Annotated in this window: 27 protein-coding genes and 1 other RNA gene; 24 read left to right on the forward strand and 4 right to left on the reverse strand. The window is 38.0% G+C overall.

Going from position 1 to position 22,131, the window contains the following annotated elements; all coding sequences use genetic code 11:
* Positions 1 to 71: 71 nt before the first annotated feature.
* Complete coding sequence (gene nrdH, locus AC6UC9_RS06420; protein WP_500694469.1) at positions 72 to 302, reverse strand: glutaredoxin-like protein NrdH; 231 nt, start codon at positions 300 to 302, stop codon at positions 72 to 74.
* Between the two features lie 159 nt (positions 303 to 461).
* On the opposite strand from nrdH, the gene AC6UC9_RS06425 reads away from it, so the two are divergent.
* The 20 genes from AC6UC9_RS06425 (at position 462) to kimA (ending at position 16,150) form a co-directional block, all read left to right on the forward strand.
* Positions 462 to 1,076: a class I SAM-dependent methyltransferase gene (locus AC6UC9_RS06425; RefSeq protein WP_500701494.1), complete on the forward strand. Its 615-nt coding sequence runs from the start codon at positions 462 to 464 to the stop codon at positions 1,074 to 1,076.
* Entirely contained in the window at positions 1,069 to 1,530 is a 462-nt protein-coding gene (gene tadA, locus AC6UC9_RS06430; protein WP_500701495.1) for a tRNA adenosine(34) deaminase TadA, read from the forward strand. Before AC6UC9_RS06425 ends, tadA begins: the two co-directional genes overlap by 8 nt.
* 50 nt (positions 1,531 to 1,580) lie before the next feature.
* An RNA gene (gene ffs, locus AC6UC9_RS06435) (signal recognition particle sRNA small type) lies at positions 1,581 to 1,667 on the forward strand.
* 132 nt (positions 1,668 to 1,799) lie between these two features.
* Positions 1,800 to 3,599, forward strand: coding sequence for a DNA polymerase III subunit gamma/tau (gene dnaX, locus AC6UC9_RS06440; RefSeq protein WP_500701496.1), 1,800 nt, complete (start codon positions 1,800 to 1,802; stop codon positions 3,597 to 3,599).
* A gap of 14 nt (positions 3,600 to 3,613) precedes the next feature.
* Entirely contained in the window at positions 3,614 to 3,931 is a 318-nt protein-coding gene (locus AC6UC9_RS06445; protein WP_500696169.1) for a YbaB/EbfC family nucleoid-associated protein, read from the forward strand.
* A 14-nt stretch (positions 3,932 to 3,945) separates the two neighbouring features.
* Positions 3,946 to 4,545 carry a recombination mediator RecR gene (gene recR / locus AC6UC9_RS06450; RefSeq protein WP_500694465.1) on the forward strand — a complete coding sequence of 200 codons (600 nt, stop codon included), beginning with the start codon at positions 3,946 to 3,948 and terminating at the stop codon, positions 4,543 to 4,545.
* Positions 4,546 to 4,582: 37 nt separating this feature from the next.
* Positions 4,583 to 4,801, forward strand: a complete 219-nt coding sequence (locus AC6UC9_RS06455; RefSeq protein ID WP_500694464.1) for a YaaL family protein — start codon at positions 4,583 to 4,585, stop codon at positions 4,799 to 4,801.
* A gap of 97 nt (positions 4,802 to 4,898) precedes the next feature.
* Positions 4,899 to 5,549 carry a dTMP kinase gene (tmk, locus tag AC6UC9_RS06460; RefSeq protein WP_500701497.1) on the forward strand — a complete coding sequence of 217 codons (651 nt, stop codon included), beginning with the start codon at positions 4,899 to 4,901 and terminating at the stop codon, positions 5,547 to 5,549.
* Between the two features lie 11 nt (positions 5,550 to 5,560).
* Positions 5,561 to 5,887 carry a cyclic di-AMP receptor DarA gene (darA, locus tag AC6UC9_RS06465; protein WP_500696137.1) on the forward strand — a complete coding sequence of 109 codons (327 nt, stop codon included), beginning with the start codon at positions 5,561 to 5,563 and terminating at the stop codon, positions 5,885 to 5,887.
* 12 nt (positions 5,888 to 5,899) lie between these two features.
* Positions 5,900 to 6,940: a DNA polymerase III subunit delta' gene (holB, locus tag AC6UC9_RS06470; RefSeq protein ID WP_500701498.1), complete on the forward strand. Its 1,041-nt coding sequence runs from the start codon at positions 5,900 to 5,902 to the stop codon at positions 6,938 to 6,940.
* Positions 6,937 to 7,263 (forward strand): DNA replication initiation control protein YabA, encoded by a 327-nt coding sequence (locus AC6UC9_RS06475; RefSeq protein ID WP_500694460.1) that lies wholly within the window; start codon positions 6,937 to 6,939, stop codon positions 7,261 to 7,263. The genes holB and AC6UC9_RS06475 overlap by 4 nt, the downstream gene beginning before the upstream one ends.
* Before the next feature lie 5 nt (positions 7,264 to 7,268).
* Positions 7,269 to 8,150 (forward strand): 16S rRNA (cytidine(1402)-2'-O)-methyltransferase, encoded by an 882-nt coding sequence (rsmI, locus tag AC6UC9_RS06480; RefSeq protein ID WP_500701499.1) that lies wholly within the window; start codon positions 7,269 to 7,271, stop codon positions 8,148 to 8,150.
* A 16-nt stretch (positions 8,151 to 8,166) separates the two neighbouring features.
* The gene (locus AC6UC9_RS06485; protein WP_500701500.1) at positions 8,167 to 8,934 is read left to right on the forward strand and encodes an acyl-[acyl-carrier-protein] thioesterase; all 768 of its coding nucleotides are present in this window, start codon (positions 8,167 to 8,169) and stop codon (positions 8,932 to 8,934) included.
* Between the two features lies 1 nt (position 8,935).
* Positions 8,936 to 9,661, forward strand: a complete 726-nt coding sequence (gene tsaB / locus AC6UC9_RS06490; RefSeq protein ID WP_500701501.1) for a tRNA (adenosine(37)-N6)-threonylcarbamoyltransferase complex dimerization subunit type 1 TsaB — start codon at positions 8,936 to 8,938, stop codon at positions 9,659 to 9,661.
* On the forward strand, positions 9,645 to 10,241 hold the full coding sequence (gene rimI, locus AC6UC9_RS06495) for a ribosomal protein S18-alanine N-acetyltransferase (RefSeq protein ID WP_500696132.1): 597 nt from the start codon (positions 9,645 to 9,647) through the stop codon (positions 10,239 to 10,241). Before tsaB ends, rimI begins: the two co-directional genes overlap by 17 nt.
* A gap of 20 nt (positions 10,242 to 10,261) precedes the next feature.
* Positions 10,262 to 11,290 (forward strand): tRNA (adenosine(37)-N6)-threonylcarbamoyltransferase complex transferase subunit TsaD, encoded by a 1,029-nt coding sequence (gene tsaD / locus AC6UC9_RS06500; RefSeq protein ID WP_500701502.1) that lies wholly within the window; start codon positions 10,262 to 10,264, stop codon positions 11,288 to 11,290.
* Positions 11,291 to 11,441: 151 nt separating this feature from the next.
* Entirely contained in the window at positions 11,442 to 12,077 is a 636-nt protein-coding gene (locus AC6UC9_RS06505; RefSeq protein WP_010021811.1) for a redox-sensing transcriptional repressor Rex, read from the forward strand.
* Positions 12,078 to 12,221: 144 nt separating this feature from the next.
* On the forward strand, positions 12,222 to 12,506 hold the full coding sequence (gene groES / locus AC6UC9_RS06510; RefSeq protein WP_500694454.1) for a co-chaperone GroES: 285 nt from the start codon (positions 12,222 to 12,224) through the stop codon (positions 12,504 to 12,506).
* Between the two features lie 33 nt (positions 12,507 to 12,539).
* The gene (gene groL / locus AC6UC9_RS06515; RefSeq protein ID WP_500694453.1) at positions 12,540 to 14,165 is read left to right on the forward strand and encodes a chaperonin GroEL; all 1,626 of its coding nucleotides are present in this window, start codon (positions 12,540 to 12,542) and stop codon (positions 14,163 to 14,165) included.
* Between the two features lie 149 nt (positions 14,166 to 14,314).
* A complete protein-coding gene (kimA, locus tag AC6UC9_RS06520) occupies positions 14,315 to 16,150 on the forward strand; it encodes a potassium transporter KimA (RefSeq protein ID WP_500696129.1) in 1,836 nt (611 codons plus the stop codon).
* Between the two features lie 53 nt (positions 16,151 to 16,203).
* On the opposite strand, the gene lrgB is transcribed toward kimA, so the two are convergent.
* Together lrgB and AC6UC9_RS06530 are read right to left on the reverse strand one after the other, a co-directional pair.
* Entirely contained in the window at positions 16,204 to 16,941 is a 738-nt protein-coding gene (gene lrgB, locus AC6UC9_RS06525; RefSeq protein ID WP_500701503.1) for an antiholin-like protein LrgB, read from the reverse strand.
* A gap of 6 nt (positions 16,942 to 16,947) precedes the next feature.
* Complete coding sequence (locus AC6UC9_RS06530) at positions 16,948 to 17,370, reverse strand: CidA/LrgA family protein (protein WP_500701504.1); 423 nt, start codon at positions 17,368 to 17,370, stop codon at positions 16,948 to 16,950.
* Between the two features lie 202 nt (positions 17,371 to 17,572).
* Here AC6UC9_RS06530 and AC6UC9_RS06535 point away from each other — a divergent pair, with 202 nt between their 5' ends.
* Entirely contained in the window at positions 17,573 to 18,724 is a 1,152-nt protein-coding gene (locus tag AC6UC9_RS06535; RefSeq protein ID WP_500696127.1) for a glycosyltransferase family 4 protein, read from the forward strand.
* Between the two features lie 29 nt (positions 18,725 to 18,753).
* Here the strand turns inward: AC6UC9_RS06535 and AC6UC9_RS06540 are convergent, their stop codons facing one another.
* Positions 18,754 to 19,386, reverse strand: a complete 633-nt coding sequence (locus AC6UC9_RS06540) for a YigZ family protein (RefSeq protein ID WP_500696126.1) — start codon at positions 19,384 to 19,386, stop codon at positions 18,754 to 18,756.
* Between the two features lie 46 nt (positions 19,387 to 19,432).
* Here AC6UC9_RS06540 and AC6UC9_RS06545 point away from each other — a divergent pair, with 46 nt between their 5' ends.
* The 3 genes from AC6UC9_RS06545 to hpf all read left to right on the forward strand — a co-directional run bounded on the left by AC6UC9_RS06545 (position 19,433) and on the right by hpf (position 22,077).
* Positions 19,433 to 20,773, forward strand: coding sequence for an ATP-dependent helicase ComFA (locus tag AC6UC9_RS06545; RefSeq protein WP_500701505.1), 1,341 nt, complete (start codon positions 19,433 to 19,435; stop codon positions 20,771 to 20,773).
* Positions 20,766 to 21,455: a ComF family protein gene (locus AC6UC9_RS06550; protein WP_500701506.1), complete on the forward strand. Its 690-nt coding sequence runs from the start codon at positions 20,766 to 20,768 to the stop codon at positions 21,453 to 21,455. The genes AC6UC9_RS06545 and AC6UC9_RS06550 overlap by 8 nt, the downstream gene beginning before the upstream one ends.
* Positions 21,456 to 21,543: 88 nt before the next feature.
* Complete coding sequence (hpf, locus tag AC6UC9_RS06555) at positions 21,544 to 22,077, forward strand: ribosome hibernation-promoting factor, HPF/YfiA family (RefSeq protein ID WP_500701507.1); 534 nt, start codon at positions 21,544 to 21,546, stop codon at positions 22,075 to 22,077.
* The last annotated feature ends 54 nt before the right edge of the window (positions 22,078 to 22,131 follow it).

The following is a 22,131-nucleotide window of genomic DNA, read 5'->3' on the forward strand; positions in this document are numbered from 1 at the left end:
ACTCTCCCTTAATCGTGTCGTACGAAATATCTGAAACGTTGGTTTTGTATTATACTATAAATATGAAAAATTTAACCAACTAGTTTCTTTAATTGGTCAGGTTGAAACCCACTAAATGCTTCAAGTGCTTGACTCTCAACAACTGGAACAGCTTGAAAGCCTTCACCCTTCAGGTAAGCGACGTATTCCGGATTTTCGGATGTGTTTTTTTCAACGAAGTCAACGTTGTGTTCGCTAAGGAAACGTTTTGTCATCTTGCATTGGATACAATTGTTCTTGGTAAATACAGTAATTTTTTTCATTTTGTTTCATCTCCTTGATATCTTTCACTTGATGAGTTTACTCTCAAAAAGTGAAATTTTCAACAGAAAAAAACACCATATATAGTGAAATTGATAGGAATTAGACGCTATATATAGTGTTTATGGTTTAAATATTATTTTTTTAGGATGTGATTAATTTTGAACGACTTTTATTATACCGCAAATCCTGATGTTAAACATGAGGAAAAACATTGGAACTTTTCTTTACTTAAAACCACGCTAAGTTTTGTGACAGACAACGGTGTGTTTTCTAAAAATACCGTGGATTATGGTTCGCGGGTTTTGATTAATAATGTCGATGTTAATGAAATGCCTCAGGGAGCAATCTTAGACATGGGATGTGGTTACGGCCCGATTGGTCTGTTTTTGGCCAAGACAAATCCAGAACGGCATTTTACTATGGTAGACGTCAATAATTTAGCATTAAAACTGGCTAAACAGAATGCAGATCTCAATCAGATTGATAACGTAGATATTTTTGCTTCTGATGGGTACCAGAATATTTCCCAAAAGTATGCGGGCATTATAACTAATCCGCCTGTTCGTGCCGGAAAAAAAGTTGTCGATGAAATGATTACGGGTTCTTATGACCACCTGGTTAATGATGGAACGTTGACGGTGGTTTTACAAAAGAAGCAGGGAGCACCCTCGGCTAAAAAATTAATGAATAAGGTTTTTGGTAACGTACAAATCGTTAAACGAGATAAAGGATATTACATTTTAAAGAGCAGAAAGGAAGTCATAAATGAATGAAAATGATGCGTATTTTATGGACCAAGCTTTAAGTGAAGCTAACCATGCTTACGTCATTGGTGAGGTACCGATTGGAGCAGTAATCGTTAAGGACGGTCAAATTGTTGGGAAGGGACATAATCTGCGTGAACACACGGAGATTGGAACCGAGCATGCTGAAATCATTGCGATTGAAGAAGCGTGTATCAATTTAAAGAGTTGGCGTTTAAATGATTGTGAGATGTACGTGACGGTTGAGCCTTGTTTAATGTGTGCTGGTGCGATTATTAATACCAGGATTAAAAGATTAGTATATGGAGCAAAAAATGAGAAAGCTGGAGCCGTTGAAAGTCTTTACCACACCCTAAATGATTCAAGACAAAACCATCAGGTTAAAGTGACAAGTGGATTGAAAGCCGCCCAATCTGGTAGTATGATGAAGAAATTCTTTAAAGATAAACGCAAATCACGGTAATATTCCTAGACATTTGTGGATTTTTCGGTTATGATAATTAATGCCGTAAGGCCCTGAAGCAAGGGCAGACTTACGAACCGTGTCAGGTCCGGAAGGAAGCAGCACTAAGTATCTTTTGCCTTGTGCTTCTCGTTTTTAGAAATTAAACTCCTAGTCGTTTGACTGGGAGATTTTTTTTGGACAAAATGTCGTTTAAAGTTATTAGCATTTCATCAATTTTCAAGATATAATAATTAATGGTATCAATTTTTGGCGAAAGGAAGCATTTCATGAGTTATCAAGCACTATATCGGACCTGGCGTCCACAAAGATTTGATGAAATTGTTGGGCAGCCGGTCATTACTCAGACTCTAAAAAACGCATTGATAACTAACCAAATTAGTCATGCGTATTTATTTACGGGTCCCCGTGGAACGGGAAAAACTTCCGCCGCTAAAATTTTGGCTAAAGCGGTTAACTGCCCTAATTTAAAGGATGGCGAGCCCTGTAATGAGTGTGCAACGTGTCTAGCGATTAATAAGGGTGCGTTTAATGATGTCATTGAAATTGATGCTGCTTCTAATAATGGGGTCGAAGAGATCAGAAATATTCGCGATAAGGCGAAGTATTCCCCAACGGAAGGTAAATATAAAGTTTATATCATTGATGAAGTGCATATGTTGTCGACGGGGGCCTTTAATGCCTTGCTTAAAACACTAGAAGAGCCGCCGGAGCACGTCATTTTCATATTGGCTACCACTGAACCCCAAAAGATTCCTGCTACCATCATTTCACGAACACAACGTTTTGATTTCAAGCGAATCAAGGCTAGTGATATCCTGCAACGAATGGAATACATCCTTTCAAAAAAGGGCATTGAGTACGATGACAAAGCGCTAAAGGTAATCGCTAAAAGTGCTGAGGGTGGGATGCGTGATGCACTTAGTATCCTTGACCAAGCTCTTTCCTACAGTAATGATAAGGTGACATATGAAAGTGCCTTGTCAGTCACTGGCAGTGTCACCAGGGATCGAATTCAGTCGTACTTTGAGGCCGTTTTTAATTCAGACGTTTCGACGGGTTTAAAAATGGTTCAAGAAATTCTTGATGACGGCAAAGACGCTAATCAGTTTATTGAGGACTTAATTGATTATTGTCAGAACATTTTGTTATATCATCAGGATCCAGAAATGGTCCAAAAGAGCGAACTTGGCCTTTTAGGCGACAATTTTAAGACGATTGCTGATAAGGTAGATAGTAATCTAATATATCATTACGTTGAAATTATGAGTGACGTTCAAAGTCAGATGCGTTATTCGTCTCATCCCGATGTTTATTTGGATATTTTAACGGTTAAACTGGCAAATCAAAAAGAAAGTGACCCAGATAACGAATCAAAAAGCGATGATATGGATACGAAAGTTTTAAAAAAGCAACTGTCTGAGCTGCAAAATCAAGTTAGTGAGTTAAAGTCGGAACTGGGCAATGGGTCAACGTCAACTGATGATGATAAGCAACCTAAATCAACTAAATCTAAACCAATCGCTGATTCCACTCATTATGATTCCACCAAACAGGTCCGAGTTAATTTGACGAAAGTTTACGATATCCTAGAAAAGGCCACTAGAAAAGATCTGACTACCTATCAGGATATCTGGCAGGAATTACTTCAGTCGTTGTCGGTCACGCAACGAGCCGTGATGCATGTCTCAAACCCCGTTGCTGCGAGTGATAAAGGAGTTGTTGTTGCCTTTGATTATGGTTTTTTGTATCAGAAGGCTGGAACCGATGGTGATTTGATGGATGCACTTCAAAATGGCCTTGATCGTATTTTAGGATTTGTTCCAATGGTGGTGTTTGTACCAAATGATGAATGGCCACAACTTAGAAGTGATTACCTTAAAAATCACCGGTCTCATAATGAAAAAATTCAGTCAAACCCCAAGTCAGAAAAAGCGGTTTCTAATACGAATAAAGCTTACGAAAAGCAAGAACAAACTGAAACGACCAAAGATAAAGATAACAATGATTCGGTTAATACTGCCAAGCAGATGTTTGGTGATGATATAATTGATGTTAAAGATGATTAATTAAAAGGAGAATAATTATGAACGGAATGAACATGGGAAAGATGATGCAAAAAGCTCGTAAGATGCAACAACAAATGCAAAATGAACAAGAAGAAATTGAGAAGAGTGAATTCACTGGAAAAGCTCCAGAAGATATGGTGACCGTTACCTTTACTGGTGACCGCAAGATGAAGGACATGAACGTCAAACCAGAGGCCATTGATCCAGACGATCCAGACATGCTCTCAGATCTAGTGATCAGTGCGGTTAACGATGCACTTTCACAGATTGAAAAGACCACTCAAGATAAGATGGGAAAGTATACCAAGGGAATGAATATTCCAGGTATGTAGAAGAAGGGATTTAAATGCAATACCCAGAACCAATTGCTAAGCTAATCGATAGTTACATGCATTTGCCAGGAATTGGCAGAAAGACCGCCACTAGATTGGCATTTTATACGGTTGATATGAATAAAACCGATGTAAAAAACTTTGCGGATGCCTTAACTTCAACTAAGAATGATTTGCGTTTTTGTTCAATTTGCGGCAATATCACCGAGACCGATCCCTGTGAGATCTGTACCGATGAAAGTCGTGATCAAAGTAAGATTATGGTAGTGGAACAGTCTAAAGATGTGATGACGATGGAAAAAATGAAGGATTATAATGGTCTTTATCACGTTTTACACGGAGTGCTTTCCCCAATTGAGGGGAAGGGTCCTGAAGACATCAATATCAGTTCTTTAATCAAACGACTGCAAAAAAACGAAGAAGTTAAAGAAGTCATCATTGCTACTAATGCAACTCCTGAGGGAGAAGCAACGGCAATGTATTTGGCAAAGTTAATTAAGCCAGCAGGCATTAAAGTTACCAGATTGTCTCATGGATTGTCAGTTGGAAGTGATATTGAATATGCAGATGAGATGACCCTTTCAAAGGCAGTTTCTGGACGCACCGAAATGTGAGGGATGAACGATGTTTTCGTTATTTAGATATAGTTCTATGAAGCAAAATTATGATGACCAATTGCTTGATACCATCAATTTTTTAAAAAATGATTGGGATCAGGCTGTGCAAACTGAACAAGCTGTTTCCGAAACGGACAGTCACTTATTTGCACAAACGATGCTTACAAAGCAAAAATACATGTTTATGTATCGGCAAGCACGAAAACGAAACATTAAAAATGATCGGATTCAACCGTCAGTATATGAAAATTAAACGTAAGCCAGCTAGATCCTAGCTGGCTTTTTAAATAGACAATAAATATAACTTAAAGTACAATGAAAATAGCAAAAATGCTGGGACTGAATCTAATATGACTGGACAATTTATTACATTTGAAGGCACCGATGGTGCTGGAAAAACCACCGTTTTAAATCAGGTGGTTGATAAAATTAAACCAATGCTTAAAGACCAATTGCTAACTACTCGTGAACCAGGTGGGAACCAAGTCTCCGAGCAAATTCGTCAGATAATTTTGAATAAAAACGAGTCAGATATGGATGACCGTTGTGAGGCGCTTTTGTTTGCGGCGGCCAGAAGAGAGCATTTAGTTAAGACCATTTTGCCAGCTTTAAAGGCCGGTCAATTAGTTTTGTGCGACCGCTATCTTGACAGTTCAATTGCGTATCAAGGAGCGGGCCGAGAACTTGGTGAAAACGCCGTTTTATCAATGAATCAGTTTGCTACTGAGGGTTTAATGCCCGATACCACCATTTATTTTGACGTCCCAGTGGACGTTGGATTAGATCGCATTGCTGAACATCGGAGTGAGGAAGTTAATCGATTGGATCTTCAAGAACACGATTTTTATGTTCGGGTTCATGAAGCTTATGATGAAATTGCTAAGCAGAATCCCAAGCGTGTTATTAAGGTTGATGCTACTAAGCCAATTGAACAAGTAGTAGATCAGGTCATTTCCGTATTGTATAAGAGAGCAGCTAGATATTTTAACGAAAGTAAATAGGAGGATCAGTTATGAAGTTAATTATTGCAATTATCCAAGATAAGGATGCAGCCAAATTACAATCTGAATTCATCAAACATAAGATCCAGGCAACCCAATTATCCACTAAGGGTGGATTCTTGAAGGCTAAAAACGTCACTTATTTGATTGGAGCTAAAGATGATAAGGTCGACGAGATTTTGGATATCATTAAAACAACCTGTGAAACTAGAAAACAATACATGACGCCACCAGTTAGTTTAGCTGGAAGCATTAGTGAGACGTCTTACCCAGTTGAAGTTCAGGTTGGAGGAGCAACGGTTATGATTTTGCCAATGGAATCATTAAATCGCTTCTAGTTAGTTAATATAATGGTAGAAGAAACTTTAGCTCAGACCATAATTAAACAGGCTACCCAAAAACAAGCTACTTTAACACAACACTTTATGGGCGTTATTTCGGCTCAAGATCTCAGTCACTCGTATCTTTTTTCGGGTTCGGATGGTTTGGGAAAATTAGCGGTTGCAAAGACGATTGCAATGCGGTTGTTTTGTAATAACGTTCAAAATGACATGCCATGTGGCATCTGTAATGAGTGTGTCCGGATCGCAGAAGACGAACATCCTGATGTGGTGATGATCAAACCCGATGGCAGAAGTATCAAAGTTGATTCAATTCGACATTTAAAACATGAATTTTCTAAAAGTGCGGTTGAAGGAAACAAGAAGGTTTTCATTATTGACGGGGCCGATACGATGACTACTAGTGCTGCTAATAGTCTTTTAAAGTTTATTGAAGAGCCAAATGGGCAAGTTAATTCCTTTTTACTTACCAATGACTATCGAAAGATATTACCAACCATCATATCTAGAACGCAGTTAGTAGAATTTCCCAAAATTAACGAAGATAACTTGATTAAGTACGTAACTGATAGAGGGTTATCGAAAACGTCTAGTAATCTTATTTTAGAATTAACTGAGGACTTATCTTCAATTGATAAAATGCTTGAAGACGGTTGGTTTAACAAGGTTAAAGAGATAGTTGAGCACTGGTTTAATGAATTAGTTAATGATGATTATCGCGCTTTTACGAGCGTTCAAATTAGCTTTATGCCTAATATAACGGGTCGGTTTGAACAACAGATGACTTTAAAAATGATTTATCAAATTTTTAAGGATGTCTTTGATGTCAAGTTTAGGGAATTAAAGCCTGATAGTTTAGGATTTGGTGATCAGTATTCCCTTTTGAAACAGATGGCTAACCAGTTATCAGATGATCAATTAATTGAAATCATCACAACGGTCTTGAACAGTGCCAAAAAACAAGATCTAAACGTTAGCTTCCAAAATATTTTGGAGGTTATTACCCTGAAATGTTTAGCAGTCATTGAAGGAGGAGCAAAAGTCGATTGAAAGAATCAGATGTTAACGAAGAATTTAATAATTTGGAATCACAATCGGAATTAATGAGTGAAAAAATTGGTGATCTTCGGGATGAAATTGATAAAGTCATCGAGGAAAATTCAGAACTGAAGATTGAAAATGAACATCTTCGAGAGTTAATTTCGGGAAAAGATGGGAAAAACAAAAAGAAGCAGCAACTTTCGATGTCCAAGAAAAACTTGGAAAAGTTGTATAACGAAGGATTTCATGTTTGCACACAGTTTTATGGAAAACGGCGTAACAGTAATAGTAGTTGTATGTTTTGTACCGATATCATTTACGGAGAAAGGTAATTCCATTGGATTTATCAGTTCAAAAAAGTTTTGCAGATCATAATAAGGGCAGTTTATATCTGGTTCCTACACCAATTGGTAATCTTGATGATATGACGATTAGAGCCATCAATATTTTAAAAGATGTTGATTTGATTGCCGCTGAAGATACGAGGAATACCCAGAAACTTTTAAATCATTTTGATATTACGACCAAACAAATTAGTTTTCATGAGCATAATACTGAACAACGAGCACCTGAATTAGTTGAAAAATTAATCAATGGGATTTCAATTGCACAAGTCAGTGATGCAGGAATGCCTTCAATTAGTGATCCTGGACGTGAATTAGTAAAGCAGTGCATTGAACATGATATTTCCGTGATAAGCATTCCGGGACCAAACGCTGGCCTTACTAGTTTAATTGCTTCAGGACTTAAACCTCAACCGTTTTTGTTTTATGGATTTTTAAAACGGAAACCCAAAGAGCAGGTTGATGAACTAAAGATTTTAGCACAAGAATATCCGACCTTGATTTTTTATGAAGCGCCTCATCGACTTAAAAAGACGCTCTTAAACATGCAAAAGGTTTTTGGAAATCGGCAGGCAGTGCTTGCAAGAGAGCTCACTAAGAAGTTTGAAGAATACGTTCGTGGTGGTCTTGACGATTTAGTGGAATGGTCCAAACAAAATGAGATTAGAGGAGAGTTTGTCATTCTAGTTTCTGGGAATTCAGCCGGGTTTAAACTTCATGAAGAGAAGCAAAATGAAGCTCAATTATCGGTTTACGAGCAGGTTGATCAATTAATTAGTAACGGTGAAAAGCCAAATGGCGCGATTAAGCAAGTCGCTAAGCAAAATGGGCTAGTCCGTCAGGATGTTTATAATCAATACCACCACATAGAATAAGATAAGAGGAATTAAGATGACTGGAGATATTTTTTCTGAAGACCATGTAGTTGAGTACTATGAAACCAATTTACTGGGTAACATTACTCTTTCAATGTTAATTGACGTGATCATTATGATTTCACAGGACCAAGCAAAAGCACTCGGTGTAAGTACCAGACATGTGATTGAACATGGCGTAACTTGGGTTGTTGTTCAAACCGACATGGATATTACGCGTCTTCCTAAAGTTCATGAAAAAATTCAGGTTCAAACGAGGGGAACTTCATACACTAAGTACTTTGCGTACCGTGAATTCTGGGTTAGAGACGTTGACGGCAATGAATTAGTTCATGTTGGCAGTTTGTGGGTCATGATGGACATTAAATCTAGGAAAATGGTTCGATTAGAGGAAGATATGATTACTCCTTATCACTGTGATCGAGTAAGAAGGATTCAACGGTTAAGAAAGATTCCTCAAATTCATGATGAACAAAATCTTATGAAGACTGAGTATCACGTTCGTTTTACTGACATTGATTGGAATTCTCATGTCAATAATGCCAAATACATTGGATGGATGGTTGATGATTTATCCTATGATTTTTTGGCAACTCACGTTCCAAAGCAAGTAAGTATTAAGTATGAAGATGAAGTTACATATGGTGATCCGGTCGTAAGTCGAAGCAAACTCATTAATACCGGTGATCAAATTCAATCGATCCACGATATTTCGGTCAACGATGATACTAAATCGATTGCCGAAATTAAATGGAAGAAGCTGAATAAAGAAGGAAGTAAATAATATGCACGTTTTAGCAGTTGATACCTCTAATCAACCATTAACTGTAGCAGTTTTAAAAGACGAACAGGTGCTAGCAACAACCACGATGACAACGCATAGAAAACATGCTGAATACATAATGCCAGTGGTTGAAGAGTTGGTTAAGTATGCCAATTTAACTCCACAAGATCTGGATCGGGTAGTCGTAAGTAATGGTCCTGGTTCATACACTGGGATTAGAATTGCCACCACGGTTGGAAAAGTTTTGGCCGATACATTGAATATTGATTTGGTTGGCATTTCAAGTCTCATGGCGCTTGTTTTAAACGTGCAAAAACACGACCAGTTGGTAGTGCCATTATTTGATGGTAGAAACGATAATTTGTTTACTGGTCTGTACCGTACTTCCGATCGTGGTCCCGAGTCGGTAATTAAAGATCAACACGTTAATTTTGATAAGTGGATGACCGAACTGGACAAGTTTGATGAGCCCATCGTATTCGTTGGAAGTGATGTTGCTCATTTTTCCGAGCGCTTAAAACAACATTTCGGGAAAGATTTCAAATATATGACTGGAATTGATAACCTGCCACAGGCAGCTAAAATTGGTATCTATGGGGAAAAGCAAGAACCAGTTGCTGATGTTAACAATTTTAATCCCAATTATCTTCGTTTAACCAAAGCACAAGCAGACTGGCAAAAGTTAAACCCGGGGAGGGAAAACGAGTCTTATGTTGAAGAAAATTGAGGCATGGTTAAAAAAGAACGTTAAAAAAAAGGAAGAAGCTAAGATTCAGCGGGGACTTCAGATTAAAAATCACATTGTTGATGTGAATGGAGTCGATTACTATTTTGGCAAGGGTTCTATTACTGACATCCCTGACATTGTGAATGTTGAAGAAGAGGTTTACGACAAAAAGGCAGCTTGGGATCGAGAACGTTTCCTAAATGATCTAAAAAAGCACAAAAACAGTTTATACTTGGTAATTAGGAAAGCCGACGAATTGATTGCTTTTGTCGGTTGTTCGATTTCTCGTGATAGTAAGAATTGTCACGTTGAAAATATTGCGGTGTTACCCAAATTCCAAAATCGCGGATTGGGATATTTTTTGCTTACCATGGTTATCAGAAGAGCACGACTGATGAGACTTAAAAGTGTTTCAATCGAAATTCGATTAGGAAATATTAAAGCTCAAGATTTGAATCGGGATCTTGGGTTTGTTCAGGTTGGAATTGATCCAGATTACTATAATGATGGTGAAGATGCTGTGGTAATGAAACTGGATTTATCCAAGCAAAAAGTGGCACCAAATAATTTTGGAAGATAATTAGAGACGGGTGAGGATTAATGCAAGATAATAGTGTGATCTTGGCGTTTGAGAGTAGTTGTGATGAAACAAGTGTTGCTGTTATCAAGGATGGTAAAGAAATTTTATCAAACGTCGTTGCAACTCAGATTAAAAGTCATCAGCGATTTGGTGGTGTGGTACCAGAAGTGGCTAGTCGTCATCATATTGAAGAGATTACCATTTGTATAAATGATGCTTTGAAACGTGCAAACGTCACATACGATGATTTAACGGCAGTAGCTGTGACCTATGGCCCAGGATTGGTTGGTGCACTTTTGATTGGAGTCACCGCTGCCAAAGTGGTAGCTTGGTCTCATCATCTACCCCTCATTCCAATTAATCACATTGCAGGACATATTTATGCTACTAACTTTATTAAGCCAATTGAGTTTCCAGCAATGGCACTTGTGGTATCTGGTGGTCATACGGAGCTTGTTTTTATGCCCGAAGAAGGTAAGTTTGAGATCATCGGTGAGACTAGAGACGATGCCGCAGGTGAAGCGTTTGACAAAATTGGTAGAGTTTTAGGAATTAATTATCCAGCTGGTCCAACCGTTGACAAAATGGCTCAAAAGGGAAAGGATACTTTTAATTTTCCACGCGCGATGGAATCAGATGGTAATTATGATTTTAGTTTTAGCGGACTTAAAAGTGCTTTTATCAATACCGTTCACCATGCCGATCAGATTGGAAAGATTATAAATAAGAACGATTTAGCTGCTAGTTTTGAAGCTGCCGTAGTGGACGTTTTGGCAAAAAAATCACAAAGTGCGCTTGAAAATTATCCTGTAAAAGAGTTTATTTTAGCTGGTGGAGTTGCCGCGAATAAGGGCATTAGAAATCGACTAGATGCGATTGCCAGTAAGGAAAATGTGGAATTTGTCAAGGCTCCACTTAAGTTGTGTGGAGATAATGCAGCCATGATAGGAGCTGCTGCAGCGGCAATGCAGCACCATCAGGAAAAAGGAAAAGCTTCACTAAATGCTGATCCAGGATTAGAATTTGAGTGGGCTCAAAATGAAAAATAAATCGTTAACAACAAATTATTAAATTAATTTATCCTGCCCTGTGGGGCTTTTCAGCTGATTTCATTTTTATATTATTTCACAAACAATTTCTTTATGTTAGAATTAATTTTGTGACTTATTAATCTCGACAATAATAATAGGAGATTTGAAAATGGCTGAGACAAAAATTCCACGTGCAACCGCGAAACGATTGCCGCTTTACTATCGTTATTTAAATATTTTACATGACGGTGGAAAGAAACGAATATCATCAAATGAATTGGCCGACGCAATTCAAGTGGATTCTGCTACAATTCGTCGTGACTTTTCATATTTTGGTGCCCTTGGTAAGCGAGGTTATGGATATGACGTAGACAGTTTACTAGAATTTTTCAAGAAGATCTTGAACCAAGATCAATTAACCAATGTAGCATTGATTGGTGTTGGTAACTTGGGTCATGCCCTTTTGAATTTTAACTTCCACATGGATAGTAATATTAGAATTTCCGCTGCTTTTGACGTTAATCCTAAAAATGTTAATACCATTCAAGGTGGGGTTCCAATTTACCCAATGGATCAATTGGTAAAACAGCTTAAAGATCAACAAATCAGTGTTGTGATTCTCACAGTTCCTGGTAAAGTTGCTCAACAAGTTGCTGATCAAGTTGCCAAAGCGGGTGTAAAAGGAATTTTAAACTTCACATCAGTCCGATTATCGGTTCCAAAGGAAATTAGAGTTCATAATGTTGATTTGACTAATGAACTGCAAACATTGATCTATTTTATTGATCATTATGATAAAGATTAAGCATCCAATTTTGGATGCTTTTTTATTTTTATCGGGCAAAGTTCTTGCATTAGTTGTGAAAAAATAATATATTAAGAATGTAAGTTAGCACTTGATAAGTGCAAGTGCTAAAATTTAATAAAGATATTTATTGGAGGGATTAACGTGTTAGAACCATTAGGAGATCGCGTAATTGTCGAAGTGCAAGAACCAGAAGAAAAAAACGTCGGTGGAATTGTTTTAGCAAATAACGCTAAAGAAAAACCACAGATGGGTAAAGTTGTCGCTGTAGGCGAGGGTCGAGTTCTTGATAACGGACAAAAAGTTGCCCCTTCTGTTAAAGAAGACGACATGGTCATGTTTGATAAGTATGCAGGGACAAAGGTTGAATATGATGGTACTCCATACCTTGTAATGCACGAAAAAGATTTACTTGCAATCGTTAAATAATAAAAATAAATTAATTAATATGAGGTGATAATAATGGCTAAAGAAATTAAGTTTTCTGAAAATGCTAGAAATTCGATGTTAAATGGTGTTGACAAATTAGCTGACACTGTAAAAACAACTATGGGTCCAAAAGGACGTAACGTTGTTCTAGAAGAAAAAGCTGGAGATCCAACAATCACAAATGATGGTGTTACCATTGCTAAAGCAATTGATCTTCCAGATCACTTTGAAAATATGGGTGCTAAGTTAGTATCTGAAGTTGCTTCTAAAACCAATGACGTTGCCGGTGATGGTACTACTACTGCTACTGTTCTTGCCCAAGCAATCGTTAAAGAGGGTATGAAGAACGTTACCGCTGGTGCTAATCCCGTTGGAGTTCGTCAAGGAATCGAAAAGGCTACTAGAACAGCCGTTGACAGTCTTCACAAGATGAGTCACCAAGTAACTAGCAAGGAAGATATCGCTCAAATTGCTTCAATCTCATCAGCTAACGAAAAGGTTGGTAATTTGATTGCCGACGCAATGGAAAAAGTTGGTAATGATGGTGTTATTACGATTGAAGAATCACGTGGTGTTGACACTAGTTTAGACGTTGTTGAGGGTATGGAATTTGATCGTGGATACATGTCACAATACATGGTTACCGACCAAGAAAAAATGGAAGCTAACCTAGATAATCCCTACATTTTAATTACTGACAAGAAAATCACTAATATCCAAGACATTTTGCCATTACTTCAATCAGTCGTACAACAAGGTCGTTCACTCTTGATCATTGCTGATGATATTGGTGGAGAAGCTCTTCCAACCTTAGTTTTGAACAAGATGCGTGGAACCTTTAATGTTGTAGCTGTTAAGGCTCCCGGCTTTGGTGATCGTCGTAAAGAACAACTCCAAGACATCGCTACTTTGACTGGTGGTACTGTAATTACTTCTGATCTTGGATTAGATCTAAAAGACACTACCATTGATCAGTTAGGTCAAGCTAATAAGGTTAACGTTACTAAAGACAGCACAACTATCGTTGAAGGTAAGGGTAGCAAAGAAGCTATCGACAAACGAATTGATGAAATCAAACAACAAATTGATGCCACTGATTCTGACTTTGACCGTGATAAGTTGAAGGAACGTTTAGCTAAGCTGGCTGGTGGAGTTGCTGTTATCAAAGTTGGTGCAGCCACTGAAACTGAACTTAAAGAACGTAAGTACCGAATTGAAGATGCTTTGAATGCTACTAGAGCCGCTGTTGAGGAAGGATTTGTTCCCGGTGGTGGTACAGCCTTTATCAACATCTTGAATGACGTTGATAAAATCCCTGCTGAAGGTGATGAAGCAACTGGAGTTAACATTGTTGTTAAAGCCCTAGAAGCGCCAGTAAGACAAATTGCTGAAAATGCTGGGATTGACGGTTCAGTTATTGTTGATCATTTGAAAGACGAAAAACCAGGCATTGGTTACAATGCATTGACTGGCAAGTACGAAGACATGATCAAGGCTGGTGTCGTTGACCCAACTAAGGTAAGCCGTTCAGCACTTCAAAACGCTGCATCTGTTTCAGCTCTTCTATTAACTACTGAAGCCGTTGTTGCCGAACAACCAAAAAATGATAATGATCAACCAGCTGCTCCACAACAACCTGGAATGGGTGGAATGATGTAATTTAAGTTTTAACCAAAAAGAGTCCGAATGGACTCTTTTTTATTTCCAATTATGATGAATTATCTACTTTAATGTAGTACAATTGCATTTGACTTTAAAATTACGGTTTTACTAGGTTAAATATGACATATTAAAGGAGTATGGATTAAATGTGGCGGTATTTAAAAAGATTAATTATTGGACGTCCGCTTAAGACAACGGAAGGCTCTGGTCAATCTCTCACTAAGTTCAAAGGTTTAGCATTGTTATCATCTGATGCCTTATCATCAGTTGCTTATGGTACTGAACAGATCACTGCCGTTTTGATTACCTTATCGACCGCGGCATTAATGTATCAAATGTGGGTCGCACTACTAGTGTTGGTTCTGTTAGCCGCAATCACATTATCTTATCGACAGATTATTTATGCTTATCCATCTGGTGGAGGTGCCTACGTTGTTGCCCGAACCAATTGGGGTGACACTGCTGGTTTAGTTGCCGGTGGGTCCCTATTAGTTGATTATATGTTAACGGTTGCCGTTTCAACGACTTCTGGGACTGAAGCAATTACTTCTGCCATCCCTGCGCTATATAATTATCAGGTTCCGATCGCAATCTTAATTGTAATATTTATCATGATTTTGAATCTTCGTGGAATGCATGATTCAGCTTCATTCCTGGTTATTCCAGTGTACCTATTTATTGTGATGATTATCATTTTAATCATTGTTGGTGCTTATAATATTTTAACTAATAAAATTACTTATCATGCGTATGCTCCACTGAATACCTCAGTTAAGGGAATGACCTTGGTATTATTCTTTAAGGCATTCTCATCTGGTTCAGCATCGTTAACTGGAGTTGAAGCCATTAGTAATGCGGTTCCGAACTTTAAACAACCAAAACGAAAGAACGCTGCCAATACATTAGGTATCATGGCCATTATTTTAGGAATCTTCTTTGCTGGGATTACCTTTCTAAGTTACTACATGGGAGTTATTCCTAACGCTAAGGATACCGTCTTATCACAGATTGGTACCAATGTCTTTGGTCACGGAATCATGTACTACTTACTTCAGCTTGCAACGGCCTTGATTTTAGCTGTTGCTGCTAACACTGGTTTCTCAGCCTTTCCAATTTTGGCCTACAACATGGCTAAGGATAAATATTTGCCACATGCCTACCTGGATAAGGGTGACCGACTAGGTTATTCAAATGGAATTATTTCGTTAGCTTTAGGTGCGATTGTTTTAATTGTCCTCTTTAAGGGTAAAACCAATCTCTTAATTCCACTCTATGCTGTTGGTGTGTTTGTTCCATTTACGTTGTCTCAATCTGGAATGATTGTTCACTGGTTCAGAAATAAAGATGGCTTATGGCCGGTGAAGGCTGTCATTAATTTTATTGGAGCGTTCATCTCAGTGATGTTAGTCTTCTTCCTGTTTGCACTTCATTTTGCAAACGTTTGGCCATATCTCATTATCATGCCGTTGCTCCTTTTGATGTTTTACAAAATTCATCTTCACTATCAGCGAATTGCTGAGCAGCTTCGTATTTCAACTGATCCGAATTATGAGAATCATACCTATGCTGGTTCAACGGTAATCGTGTTAGTGGGAAATGTTACCCAAGTTACTAGACAAGCAATTAACTATGCGAGATCGATTGGTGACAATGTCATTGCCATGCACGTTTCGTTTGCCGATAATCCGCAAAAAGAAGAGAAAATTTCAACGAAGTTTAAGGAAGAGTATCCAGACATTCGATTTGTCGATATTCATACCTCGTATCGTTCGGTTGTCGATCCAGTGCTTCGTTTCTGTGATGTTATTGCGAAACAGGATGAGGATCGCAATTATACTACGACAGTTTTGGTTCCTCAGTTTGTACCAAAACACTACTGGCAACAAGTCCTTCATAATCAGACTGCTGTTCGATTAAGAAGTGCCTTGAATTCACGTCAGGACATCATTGTATCGACGTATAACTATCATTTAAGTGAATAATAGAACAAAAAGCTAGGCTATGTTTAACATAGCCTAGCTTTTTTGATTTAGATTTAAAGGTGCACAATATGAGCAAATAGTGGGACGATGATATCAACGACCACCGAAATAATGACCACCGCAATCGCAGCCATGGAGCCCTGAACTTCACCAAGTTCAAGGGCTTTAGCTGATCCAAGGGTGTGTCCTGCCGTTCCAAGCCCCAATCCAATTCCGATGGGGTTCTTCAATCTGAATATTTTAATGATCCAGTCGCCAAGTGCGTAAATAATAACAGCGTTTAAAATACATGCCATAGCGGTAATTGCTGGCACACCGTTAATGCCTTGGGCGATTGGCATTGCAACTGCGGTAGTGGCAGCTTGCGGAAGCATGGAAGCAATTTCCGACTTGTTTAATCCAATTAACTTGGAGACAAAGTACATGATGATTACCGAAATGGTTAAACCGATTATTAGTGATAACAAAATTTCAAACCAGTACTTTTTCACGATGTCGTTTCGCTTGAAGAGTGGGACTGCGAAAGCAATCGTGGTAGGGAAGAGAAACCAAAAAATAATATCACCACCGGGCTTATACAGATGAGTGTAAATCCAGGTAATGTTAATCCCCGTTGCTTTGCTCATTAACCAGAGAACAAAGATCCCGAGCACCATTCCAACAAATAATGGTTGAAAAAGAAAAAAGCCGTTAAATTTTTTAAATAGAAATGATCCAATCAGATAGACCACCAATGATAGAGCGATTCCAAACATTGGATTGCCTAAAAATTTTAATAGTTCCGTTTGCATATTTGGTTACTCCTTATCGATATCTTGTTTTTTGCCAAAAATTTTATTGCGGGCCCATATCAAAAAAGTAGCAACTAAAGCCACCGACACCAACATGACAACTGTCGAAATAATGATCATAATCACTAGTTTGACGCCAGAATGTTTCATAATGTCGAGGGAGGCCGCTAATTGAATTCCAGAAGGGACAAAAAGGAATCCTAGGATTCCAATAAAAAATGATCCGACCTTTTCGACCTGTTCTTGTTTAATGACTTTAAAGGTCAATAACAAATATAATATCACCAACCCAATTACTGGGGTTGGAACTGGAAAGTTGGCTGGAAAGAGTGCTGAGATTAGACTTGAGACGAATAAAATGACCCCAAAGATACCGAGTTGAGTTAACAATGGAGCATCTTTTTGAGATTTTTCTTCTTTATTTTGCATGTTTGACTCCTTTCAAAAGTATGTGATTGATTTAGCTATTTCTATATTTAATATAATATATGAAATGAACTAAAAAACAAACCAAAATTTTAATTGTTATCATTAGATTTAATTATCATAAATTAAATAAAGGGAAGCTTGTGTTTGTTATTTTCCGTTTGTATAATTGAATATAAACTTAATCGTGGAAGGCCATACTTAATTGAAATTTGAAATATTCGTCTATTTGTTTGCAACGATGATAATGTCGGCGGTTTTAACCCCTTTTATCAGAATTTTAGCATTCAAAATTGGCGCCATTGATAAACCGAATAAAAGACGTGTAAATAAAATTCCAATGCCAACGTTAGGTGGTCTGGCAATTTTTATTGCTTATACCATTACGACTTGCGTTTTTTTGCGGAACCAAATTCCATCTAGTAAGTTGTGGGGAATTCTGGGCGGAGAAATTATTATCATTATGACGGGGGTCATTGATGATATTTTTGAATTGAAGCCACGACAAAAGGTGATTGGGATCTCACTAGCAGCACTATGGGTGTACATTTTTGCGGGCATTCAGATGAGCTCCATTACGCTCCCATTCTTTGGTGATGTTAGTCTGGGATGGTTAAGTCTACCAATTACCTGGATATGGATTCTGGGGATTACGAACTCAATTAATTTAATCGATGGACTGGATGGACTAGCGACGGGGATTGCCATTATTGCTCTGACTACCATGGGAATCATCGGGTTATTCTTTTTAAATGTCGGTAACGTTTACGTATCAATCATGATTTTCACCTTTGCCGCTTCCTGTTTGGGTTTTTTACCGTATAATTTTTTCCCAGCTCGAATCTATCTAGGTGATACCGGATCCCTATTAATTGGCTTTATGATCTCGGTCTTTTCTTTACAAGGTCTTAAAAACGCCACCTTCATATCTGTCATTATTCCCGTTGTGATTTTGGGAGTCCCAATCTCGGACACCGCTTATGCAATTTTACGGCGGATTTTGAACAAGCAACCCATCTCTCACGCTGATAAGCACCATTTGCATCATCGATTGATGCAGATTGGTTTGACCCACCGACAAACGGTTTTGGTGATTTACGGGATTGCGTTAATTTTCGCTTTCATCTCTTTACTCTATCCATTGTCCAGTTTCTGGGGATCAGTGTTGTTGACGGTTGCCACTTTGATTGGGATTGAGCTTTTTGTGGAAGCCATTGGATTAGTCGGAAAGAACCGGCAACCGTTGCTTAATTTGATTAAACGTGTTGTGACTGGAACAACCAGTAAGGCTAATCACGAAACCGAAATCACTAAAACCAAGGCAAAGCATAAAACCAAATCAAACAAAAAAGAGTAGTTCATTGAAGGTGAACTACTCTTTTTAGACTAAACTGGACTCTCAAAATAAGCTTCCTTACCAATCTTGAATTGAACGTCTCCTGCAAGCAAATTGTTGATTTTTGTTTTGAAGTCATCAATCACATGATTTGAAATGGCGGTGCTTACCCGAACACTGGTGTCATATTCAACGTTAGTAATTGGTAGATTATTTTGTTTAAGAAAATATTGGAGTTTATCATTTAACTTATAGGATACTGAAATAGTAAGTGCAGTTTTAAGCGTCATTTTGCTGATTCCAACCCTTTCAATCACATCCGATGCCGAGTTACTATATGCTCGAATTAGGCCACCAGCACCTAGTTTGATGCCACCAAAGTACCTTGTTACTACGATTACTGTGTCGTGAAGTTCCATATTTTTAATGGCATCCAGGATTGGAATCCCGGCAGTCCCACTGGGTTCGCCGTTGTCACTTTCTCGCTGGATATCATCATTTGGGCCAATAACATAGGCAAAACAATTGTGGTTGGCCTTTTTATTTTGGTTTTTGATACTGGCAATGAATGCTTGAGCACTCGCTTCGTCCGTGACACGAGATACGGAAGCAATAAACTTTGATTTTTTGATAATAATTTCATTTTGACCAGCTTGTTTAATGGTTAAAAAAGAATTTTGCATTAAATTATTCCTGTTCTTCGTATTTAAAAATGGAGGCGGATAGTTAATGATCAAAGATCAAAAAGAACTAATGGGAAGACTTACGCCAAGCACTTTGATTGATCCGATGCTTTTAAGTGATCCACTTCTTAATTTTGAATTAGCGGTAACGGTTAATCAAACTACTATTCATTGTAACCGATGTGGATTCAATTGTGAAAAATCAAAATGTGAACTTCCCAATCATATTTTTTACTGCCCCAATTGCATCGAAATGGGGCGAATTGATTCGTCGATGAAACTGGTTAGTGTCCTAGAAACAAATCGTTTTGTGGTTCCAAGTAATGTTTTGACTTGGGATGGGACGCTAACTGTAAATCAAAAAGACTGTGCGTTAAGGATGATTGAATCAGTAAAACATCACCGTGATCATCTACTGTGGGCGGTTACTGGGGCTGGTAAGACCGAGATGCTTTTTCCGGTATTAACATGGGCAATTAAACGTAAATTTCGAATTGCCATTGCTTCTCCCAGAGTTGACGTGTGTTCGGAACTTTATCCGCGTCTTAAAGTGGCTTTTTCTAACCTTGATATGGTTTTATTACATGGTAAAAGTAAGGATGATTACCGATATTGTCAACTAACTGTCTGTACTACCCACCAACTCATGCGTTTCTTTCATGCTTTTGATTTATTGATTATTGATGAAGTTGATGCGTTTCCATTCGTTAACAACGTTAACCTGGAGTTTGCCGTAAAGCATGCCTTAAAGACTACGGGACAAAGAATCATGTTAAGTGCCACTCCAAGTAAACGACTGAGAACCCAAATCACGCGTGGAAATGGAGATATGAGTTATTTGCCGATCAGGTTTCATGGTCATTTATTGCCCGTGATTAAAGTTCACTTGTCAAGAAAATGGCGGATGCAATTATCAAAGGGAAGGTTACCCCATCAATTAATTAAAATGTGTCAGCGTAACGTTGCAATTAGAAGAAGATTTTTATTGTTTGTTCCTAAGATTAAAGATTTACCGGTGGTTGATCGGATTTTAAGCAAACAAATCCGTGGTCCAAAGGTATGGGAATGTGTTTATTCTGCTGACAAGAAACGAATGGAAAAGGTTCAAGCCATGCGTGACCAGCAAGTGTTATTTTTGGTTACTACGACCATCTTAGAACGAGGAGTGACTTTTCCGGATATTGATGTAATGGTACTGGGAGCCGACGATGAGGTCTTTTCTACGTCGTCATTAGTTCAGATGGCAGGAAGAGTGGGTCGAAAAAGGACCAGACCGACCGGTAACGTTGATTTTTTTGTGGGCAGTTTTTCAAGACGAATTACTAGCGCCCAAAATGAGATTAGGGCTATGAATCGCAGAGGGATGAAATTAAAAAATAATGAATAAATGTTTATGGTGTAATCAAATTATTAGAAGTGATATGAGGATTTCCTTTATTTTAAGTTTTCGTTCCTTTGCCCCGCCAATTATGTGTGATGAATGTCAAAAAATTTTTTGTCCCATTGATTTAAAAACGGCGTGTCCAGATTGTGGCAAGCAGCAAGTGAAATTAGAGTTGTGTGATGATTGTAAAATTTGGGAAGATCAATCTGGTCCCAAATTAATTAATCATGCGTTGTTTCCATATGATGAAGTGAGTGATTATATGGCTCGGTACAAGTTTCAGGGTGATTATCGGTTAAGGCGACTATTTCAGAGTCAGTTTCAGTCTTTTATATTTGACCATAACGACGGCGGTATGATTGTTCCCATCCCGATTAGTAAGAAAACGTTTGAGGTGCGAAAGTTTAATCAGGTTGAGGGGTGGTTAGCTGGTGTGAAATATCAAAAGGTCTTAGGAGCGGTGTCAAAAAAGGGCTTACCCCAGTCCAAAAAAGATAAATTTGATAGGATGCATTTAAAACAACCATTTTACGTTGAGCCGGAGTGGTCGACTAACAACCTACGTGGGAGAAAGGTTTGTTTGATTGATGATGTGTATACGACTGGAACCACCCTGCACTTAGCAGCTAAACTGTTATATTCGTATGGGGTTAAGAAAGTCTCAAGTATTACCCTTGCACGTTAGTATTGATTGTTATTTAATCGATTAGAATTTATAATAGTTATAAGAGATTCGTTTGAAGACAATGATACTAAGCATAGGAGAGATTAAAATGCTTGAAACTAAATTAAGAGGTGATGATGTTGAAATCACCAGTGATCTCCGTGATTACATTAATCATCACGTCAAAACAATTGATAAACGTTTTGATGTAAACGTGAAAGGGACTGCTCATGTTGATCTTATGAACTATTCTAACGAACGAATCAAAGCTGAAATCACTATTATCCTACCGAACTTCTTACTGCGAGGTGAGGGCAACTCTGATGACATTCACAAAAGCATTGATATCGCGATTCACGATATCCAGCAACAGATCGATAAATATGGCTCAAAGGTAAATGAAGAATTAACTGAGCATAAGTTATCCCACGTTTTTAATGATCCCGATAAACGATTAGCTGAATCTAAGATCGTTAGGAAAAAGCGGATTCCTTTACAGAAGATGACTTCGGAAGATGCCGTTATTCAGATGAATTTGATTGGGCATGATTTTTTTGTCTATGTTGATGTCACCGATGGCACCACTGATATTGTTTATCGAAGACATGATGGGGACTATGGGTTAATTAAAACCGATCGTTAGAAAAAACAGAAATATCATATTTCTGTTTTTTTGTGATGAATTTTTAATTGATTT

It is taken from the genome of Fructilactobacillus sp. X7R4C1, from assembly GCF_059901115.1.